This window comes from Mycobacterium sp. (genome assembly GCF_049683935.1).
In the GTDB taxonomy this organism is placed as follows: Bacteria; Actinomycetota; Actinomycetes; order Mycobacteriales; family Mycobacteriaceae; genus Mycobacterium.
The window spans coordinates 1-7,297 of record NZ_JBAUJR010000014.1; the positions used below are offsets into that span (position 1 = coordinate 1).

General features: G+C 64.3%; 5 protein-coding genes and 3 pseudogenes. 3 read left to right on the forward strand and 5 right to left on the reverse strand.

Translation table 11 applies throughout. The features are described from left to right. A pseudogene (locus WA965_RS00675) lies at positions 1-378 on the forward strand (DDE-type integrase/transposase/recombinase); the annotation flags it as partial. A gap of 42 nt (positions 379-420) precedes the next feature. On the opposite strand, the gene WA965_RS00680 reads toward WA965_RS00675, so the two are convergent. Further along, positions 421-1,580, reverse strand: a protein-coding gene (locus tag WA965_RS00680; protein WP_526299206.1) for an IS3 family transposase whose coding sequence is annotated in 2 segments (ribosomal slippage) — positions 421-1,289 and positions 1,289-1,580 — 1,161 coding nt in all. Because the reading frame shifts where the segments join, the coding sequence is not laid out codon by codon here. A gap of 66 nt (positions 1,581-1,646) precedes the next feature. On the opposite strand from WA965_RS00680, the pseudogene WA965_RS00685 reads away from it, so the two are divergent. Next, positions 1,647-1,748 (forward strand): annotated as a pseudogene (locus WA965_RS00685) (IS481 family transposase); the annotation flags it as partial. A gap of 91 nt (positions 1,749-1,839) precedes the next feature. Then, positions 1,840-1,993 (forward strand): annotated as a pseudogene (locus WA965_RS00690) (IS30 family transposase); the annotation flags it as partial. 187 nt (positions 1,994-2,180) lie between these two features. On the opposite strand, the gene WA965_RS00695 reads toward WA965_RS00690, so the two are convergent. The 4 genes from WA965_RS00695 to WA965_RS00710 are packed head-to-tail and all read right to left on the reverse strand — an operon-like array spanning position 2,181 to position 7,173. Further along, positions 2,181-2,837: an Rv1363c family protein gene (locus tag WA965_RS00695; protein ID WP_526299204.1), complete on the reverse strand. Its 657-nt coding sequence runs from the start codon at positions 2,835-2,837 to the stop codon at positions 2,181-2,183. Further along, entirely contained in the window at positions 2,807-4,357 is a 1,551-nt protein-coding gene (locus WA965_RS00700; protein WP_526446901.1) for an MCE family protein, read from the reverse strand. The genes WA965_RS00695 and WA965_RS00700 overlap by 31 nt, the downstream gene beginning before the upstream one ends. Before the next feature lie 3 nt (positions 4,358-4,360). Further along, a complete protein-coding gene (locus tag WA965_RS00705; RefSeq protein WP_526297804.1) occupies positions 4,361-5,542 on the reverse strand; it encodes a virulence factor Mce family protein in 1,182 nt (393 codons plus the stop codon). After that, the gene (locus WA965_RS00710) at positions 5,542-7,173 is read right to left on the reverse strand and encodes a virulence factor Mce family protein (RefSeq protein WP_526297802.1); all 1,632 of its coding nucleotides are present in this window, start codon (positions 7,171-7,173) and stop codon (positions 5,542-5,544) included. Before WA965_RS00710 ends, WA965_RS00705 begins: the two co-directional genes overlap by 1 nt. Positions 7,174-7,297 lie beyond the last annotated feature (124 nt).

A 7,297-nucleotide genomic window follows, 5' to 3' on the forward strand; every position in this document is an offset into this window, starting at 1 on the left:
AGCGGGGTGACCAACAAGTACGGCAACCCGGTCCGCGGCTACCACTTCATCCACACCGCCATCGACGCGCATTCGCGGCTGGCCTACTCCGAATTACTCGCCGACGAGGGCAAGGACACCGCCGCCGACTTCTGGCGGCGTGCCAACGCGTGGTTCACTGACTGCGGCATCACCGTTCGAAAGGTGTTGACCGACAACGGGAACTGTTATCGATCACACGTCTTCCGCGATGCCCTCGGCGATATCGGCCATCGTCGCACTCGGCCCTACCGGCCGCAGACCAACGGCAAGGTGGAGCGCTTCCATCGCACACTGGCCGACGAGTGGGCCTATGCGCGGCTCTACACCAGCGACGCGCAACGCTGCGACGAATACCCGCGGGACTGCCCCGGGTTCAGTTGACTCGCGGGGGTGTGAATTTCAGGCCGCGGTTGCGGCTGGTGTGTGGAGCAGTTCGAACTCTATCGGGGTGAGTCGGCCGAGGGCGCGTTGCCTGCGGCGTCGGTGGTAGGTCCGCTCGATCCAGGTGACGATGGCCAGTCGTAGCTCGGCCCGAGTGGACCATCGTTTCCGGTCGAGCACGTTGCGTTGCAGAAGGGCGAAGAACGACTCCATGGCGGCGTTGTCACCGCATGCGCCGACTCGACCCATCGATCCGTGTAATCCGTTGTGTGACAGTGCGAGAACGAACTTTCGTGACCTGAATTGGCTGCCCCTGTCGGAGTGGACGATCGTCGCGACTGGTGAGCGCAGTGCTACCGCGTGATCGAGGGCGGCGACCGCGAGTGAGGACTTCATTCGCGCGTCGATCGAGTAGCCCACAATCCGGTTGGAGTAGACGTCTTTTATGGCGCAGAGATAGAGCTTGCCTTCACCGGTGGGGTGCTCGGTAATGTCGGTCAACCAGACCTGGTTGGCGCCGGCTGCGCTGAAGAGGCGGTCTACGAGGTCGTCGTGGACCGGTGGCCCGGATCGGCGGTTCAGTCCTCGCTTTTTGGCGAAGATCGACCAGATCCGTTCCTGGGAGCACAGCCGGGCGACACGGTTCTCCCCGGCGGTGATCCCGCGACTGGGCAGCTCGTCGGCGATGAACCGGTAGCCGAAGGCGGGGTCATCGGCATGGATATCGCGGGCGGCGTTGATCAGGTGTGCGTCGTCCCAATCACGCTGTGTTAAAGGGGCTTTGCGCCACTTGTAGAACGCCTGGGTAGAGAAACCCAGGACCCGGCAGGTCACCGTGACGGGAACTCCGTCAGCGGCAAGGTCGAGGACCAGCGGGTACATCATTTTGGGTTGGCGTCCCGGGACAGGTATCCAACCGCGCGGCGCATCACCTCGGCTTCCTGCTCGAGGAGTTTGATCCGCTTGTGTGCTTCGCGCAGCTGCGCTGCTGTGTCGTCGGGAGCCGCCGCCGGCGCGGGCCGGCCAAGACCGTCCTCGTGGTCGGCGATCTTTAGCCAGCGATGCAGGCAGGCCTCCGAGATCCCGAAGTCCTTCGCGATCTGGCGCAGCGGTGCTTCGCCCTTGCGGGCTACGGCGATGACATCGGCTCGGAACTCGGCGGGAAACGGCTTCGGCACGAGATTGATCCTTCCAGCAAGGACGAATCCTCACAGGTCAGGAGTCAACCAAACTGGGGGCAGTCCCCGCGCTGGTTGCACACCTACAATCACCACCGCGGCCACACAGCACTCGGCGGTCAAGCACCAGCCAGCCGTGTACCTAACCTCTCAGGTCAGTACAGCTAGCTAGCCTCACAGGGGCCGTCGGCGTTGCGACGTTGACTAGAACTCGTCCCGGAACCGACAGTGTAGGTCGTTAGCCTGGAACGGAGCTGAGGAATTGGCGCGTCACGCCGAGTTGACAGCAGCGATCGGGACAAGAATCCACTTCCGCGATCCCTGCAGCCCTTGGCGGCGGGGCACACGAGATCACTAATGACTTTCTGCGCCAGTACTTTCCGAAGGGAACCGACCTCGCACGATATGCCCGGCGGGCGGCGTTGCGTTGCCCGGTCAACAATGCCAGTTTCGCGACAGGCGCGACATCGGGCACGGGGTCGTGAGATTCAATCCAGAGCATCGGACGTCCAACGCGAACGTTCCCGAGCGAGACCACCAGGAGGCGTATCGGACGGCGTCGTTGTCCGCGGCCTACGGATGGGTCGTCTGGCGCTGCTGTTAAGAGTTGACTTGGTCGAGCTTGGCGATTTTGTAGGTCCCGTCGACCGGCGCCATCTGCACCCTCAGGCGGTAGCCCTGCTCCTGGTCGGCCGCCTCGGAGTTGGTCACCTTGACCCGTACTGCAACGAGCACATCAATCGAGCCGTCGACGTTGTGTTTCTCGACGGCGGCCCGCATGTCGGAAACCTGCACCTGGACGTTCGCGGCGCGGTAGGCGTCGACGAGCATCCCGCTGTACAGCGCGGCCTGGGCGCCGAAATCCCCGGTCGAGCACTCGATGATCTTGGCTTGCCCTGCTGTCATCGTGGTGGTGTCCGGCGCCTGCGTGGCGGCGACGCACTCCTTGGCGGCCTGCAGCGCCCGCGTCCCGTCGACCGCGGACGCGGAACTCTCCTCTTGCGACCGCCACATCAGGTGGCCGCCGCCGACTGCGCCCGCCGTCAGTAGTACGAGCACGGTGCAGATCCCGACCAACCAGCCACGGCCCAGCCGCGACGGTCGTGGACCGCGGGTCGATGCCTCGACGGATTCGGGCTGCGGCGTGTCCTCCTCGGCGATTGTGGTTATGGCGTCCGACGTTTCTGCGACCGACTCATCGGATGTCTCATCAGCCTCGGCGGGGTTCATCCGCCGGGCGCCAACATGTCCTTCCATCCGTTGTCTCCTGGATCGCTTGAGTTGCTTACGGAGTAAGTGACTCCGTCGGGTCCGACTACCTCCCCGCTGGACGGGCTGTAGATGGCCGATGAGCCCGGTGCCGGAGTATAAATGCACGGGTTGGGTTGTTGTCCGCTGCACTGGACTCTGCCCTGGCCAGGCGGGCTGAGCGGGTCGCTGACGGGGACGGGAGGCGGCGGCAACTGGTCGGCGGGCAGCGGGTTCATGCCGTTGTTGACCGACGGCGCCGGAATGACTTGGCCGGGATTCGGCGGCTGGTCGCAGCGCGCACCAGGGGCCGGGCAGGACAGGATCTGGTTCGGATCTCCATACCACGGGTTGGTGCCCATCGGCTGATACGGCTGGTCGCTGTGGCATTCGCGAGGCGTGGCGGCGCGCTTGCCGGGTACGTCGGCACACGGATAGTTGCGTGCTCCGCGGACAACGTTGCCCTGGTATTCCTTCGGGATCTTGCAATAGGTGTTCGACGGCAGCGGCGCCCTGCTGGTGTCTGCAAACGACCGCCACTCCGAGGCCGGCAGGAACCCGGTCAGGCACGGCGGCGGCTGATTTATGGTCAAGTTGAAGTCGATCTTCGCCTGTCTGTCGAAGGGTGCCACGACGGATTGAGCGACGGCCGCGCCTTGAGGAAGGATGACAAGTCCCTGCTCAAGCCCCTTGTTGTAGCGCTTGAGCATGTCGATCACGACCGCCAGGTTTGCCAAAGTCTGCGGCAGCGAGTCCCGTACCCCACTGAAGACGGCGTTCAGTTGATCGGCGGTGGGCGCGGCCTGTTGCAGGCCGCTGCGCAGTGCCGCATCCTGCTCGGCCGACTGGGCGGCCAGGGTGTCGAGATTGCGCGACCACTGCTTGATGTTGTCCCCTGAGACGACCTGGCTTTCCAGGATCGGCGCCGAGTTCGCGATGACGTCGTTGACAGGGCCGAGGTTGTCGCGGAAGTCCTGGGCGATGGTGGTGGTCGAGTCCACCAAACGCTGTAGCGCCGGCCCCAGCCCGCCGACGGCCAGCGACGTCTCGGTCAGCAGGGAGTCGATCTTCTCCTTCGGCAACACCGCCAGGCCTTCGTTGGCCGCATCGAGCGCTGGACCGACTTGGCTGGGAACTGTGCTCTTGGTGATTGTCTGGCCGTCACTGAAGTACTGGTCCGGATCTCCCTTCGACACCAGGTCGAGGTACTGCTCGCCGATCGCCGACACAGAATGCACGTTGGCGGAGGCATCGACCGGGATCTTGTACTGGCCATCGATGCTCATCACCGCGCTGGCACCGGTCTCCGTAGGCTCGACGGCCGTGACCTTGCCGATCGTGGCGCCGCGGTAGGTCACGTTCGCTGTCGCGTAAAGCCCGCCCGAGCGGGGCAATTCGGCGTGCAGGGTGTACTGCCCAACGCCGGCCAGGCTGGGCAGCCGCAGATAATACAAGCCCAGCACACTCAGCGCGATGACCGTCAGGATCGTGAAGAGAATCAGCTGGACCTTGATCATGCGAGTCAGCACAGCTCACTCACCCCTTTCGACCAGCGGCCCGCCGGGTGCGTCGTGCGGGTTCGGCGTGAAACGCACGTCCGGGATCATCGTCGCCGGATCGCGACCCCACGCCTGCTCCAGCGCACGCAAAGCCCCGGAAAACCCAGTTCCCGTGAGAAACGCGTTGTCTACCGTACTCAGCGTCAAGTCAATTGTCGCCGAGACGTTGACGTAGTCGCCCCGGATTAACTTGGGGATCCCCTCGATAGGAAACGGCGCCGTCAACAGCAGCTTCAGTGCACCGATCAGGTAGGGAGACGCACGGCCGAGCTGTTTGAGGGGCCGCTGCAGATTCTGCAGGTTGGTGTTGAGATTGCCGCTTAACTGCGACACCGTCTCGTCGGTGACCGCGCTGAACCTACCCAGGGCCTGGATCGCGTCGGCAAAGAGATCCCGGGTCTGGGCGAAATGCTCGATCAGCGGGGGGAACTCGGTGAGCACCCGGTCGAGCGTGTCGTTGCGGCTCGCCACGATGTTGAGCAGCCGGTTAGTCGAGTCGATGGCGCGGGTGAGGTCGTTGCGCTGCTGGTTTAGCTCATCGGTGAAGGTATCCAGCCGAGTCAGGAACTCGCGGATCTGGTCGGCCCGCCCGGTTAGGAGGTTGTAGACCTCGGTCTGAATCACCTCGAGGTTCGGGATGCCCCCGCCGGTAAGGATCGTACCGATGCTGGCCAGCACCCGCTCGGTGGTCGGGAACGCCGACGAATCCTTCAATGGGATGGTGTCGCCGGTACGCAACTGTTCAGAGGTCGGGTCCGGCGGAGCCTCCAACTGGATGTGCTGCGAACCCAGCAGGCTGGTCTGCCCGATCTTGGCCAGCGCGTTGGAGGGCAACTCGACGCCGGGCTGTATACCCAGAGTGAGTATCGCGACCCAGTTCTTCAGCTCGATCGACCGGACGGTGCCGACGAAGACGTCGGCGACGCGGACGCGGCTGTTGACGTTGAGCGCCAACGTGTCCGGCATCTGCACATAGATAGTCATCGCGTCCCCCGTGGTGCCCGGGCCACCCGGGAGCGGAACGTTGGCGATGCCCTTCCACGATCCGCACGATGTCAGCACAACTGCGGTCACGGCCAGCACTGCCGTGCGGCGAGCTATCCGATGGAACCGTCGGATCGCCCGTGTCTTCTGATCGGTGCGTACGCGGCTCATCAGCGACCTCCTGCTTCGGCGGGCAGCGGTGGTCCGGCCGGGGCAGGCGCAGGTCCGGATCCCAGGCCCGACAGCGGCGATCCGCCCGGATCGCCCGGGACCACACCAGGCGCCGGAGCCGGTGGCGGACCAGGCTGGGGGTACCACGGCGGAGGCAACGGATTGCGCTCGTCGTAGGCGTTCGGCGGGCCGGGCAGCTTGCCGTTCGGCTGCACGCCAAACGCTGGCGGCGCGGCCGGGATACGTGCGTCCGGTCCGCCGAGTAACGCGGCCAGCGAGTCGGGCGTGAGCATGTTTGCGGTGAACGGCTGCACGTCCACACCCTGCATGCCTGGCGCGGCCACCCAACCTGGCTCGTGGTTGCCATGGGAGAACAATGTGTCCCGGGAGAAAATGCCCGGCACGGTGGTGTCCTTATAGCCAGGCGGCGGCTGCAGACGGGACTCCGAGTACGCGATCTGCTTCGGCAACGTCGTCGCGGTGTTGATCGGATTCAGGCCGAACGGCAGGTGGTTGAATTTGATCGCGTCCAAAATCGGTGCCAGGTACTGCGCGCACAACTCTGCCGACTCCTGGTAACCGAGCCGGCTGCCGGCCTGAATCGCGCTGCACACGAACTGCATTGGGTTGGCAAATGACGCGATCGCCGGTGCGGCTGACAGGTTGCCGCGGTTCGGTTCGTAAATGTTCAGAAGATTTGCACCGTAGTGCGGAAGCACGTGCAGGGCTGTCTCCAATCCATTGCGCGGCTCGGGCTGCAGGATCGCGTTCGTGGCGTCCGCGAGGTTGTCAATATCGGTGGTGAGCACCTCGCTGTTCTCGTCGAGGAACTCGCGCGTGGTGTTTAGCAGTTCGTTGAGGTCCTGCAGCGCGATCGCCAGTTCCCGGTCTGTGTTGGTAAAAGCGTTGGTGAACTGGGCGAGATCGTCGTTGAGCGCGACGAACTGCTGATCGCTGCGATGCAGTGCGTTGACAAACAGCGCGAGGCTCTCCACCACGCCGAAGAAGTCGCCGCGGCCCTCGTTGAGGGTCACCAAGGCTTCGGACAGGCTGTTCAGCGTGGCGTTGAGTTGCTGTCCCTTGCCGGACAGGCCATCGGCGAACGACTCGATCACATCACCGAACGGGCCCTTGGGCTGTTCGGGTGTCGGACCTAAATCGGTCAGGATGCGGTCGATCGAGTCCCTTAGCTCGTCATACTCGACGGGTACCTGGGTGCGCTCAAGCGGGATCACGGCGCCGTCCTTCAGCACCGGGCCGCCAGTATAGGGCGGCGCCAACTGGATGGTGCGCGACGCCACCAGGCTCGGGTTCAGTATCGACGCGGTAGCGCTGGCCGGGACCTTGTGCTTCTCTTCATAAGTAAAGGTCACCTTCATCCTGTCGCCTGCCGGTTCAATCTTGTCAATCGTCCCGACGCGCACGCCCATGATCTCGACCTTATCCCCCGGATACAGCGCCAGCGTCTCGGTGAAATAGGCCACGACGGTGTTGGTGGTCAGCTTCGTGTACATGTTCCAGCCCACGACCGCGGCCGTCAGCGCCAGCACCACGATGAGTGCGCCGACGATCACGGAAGCCCGGGACATGTTCGGCACCTTCAGGTTTCCCGTGTTGAAGATCGTTGGCATCTATGTGACCCCGTCATTGTTGTGATCCGGGAGGGAGGAACGGCGGATTGCCCGGGAGCGGTGGAGTGCCAACCGGCGGAAGCTGCTGGCCCGGTCCCGGCGGTGGCGGCGGCCCCGGCAGCAC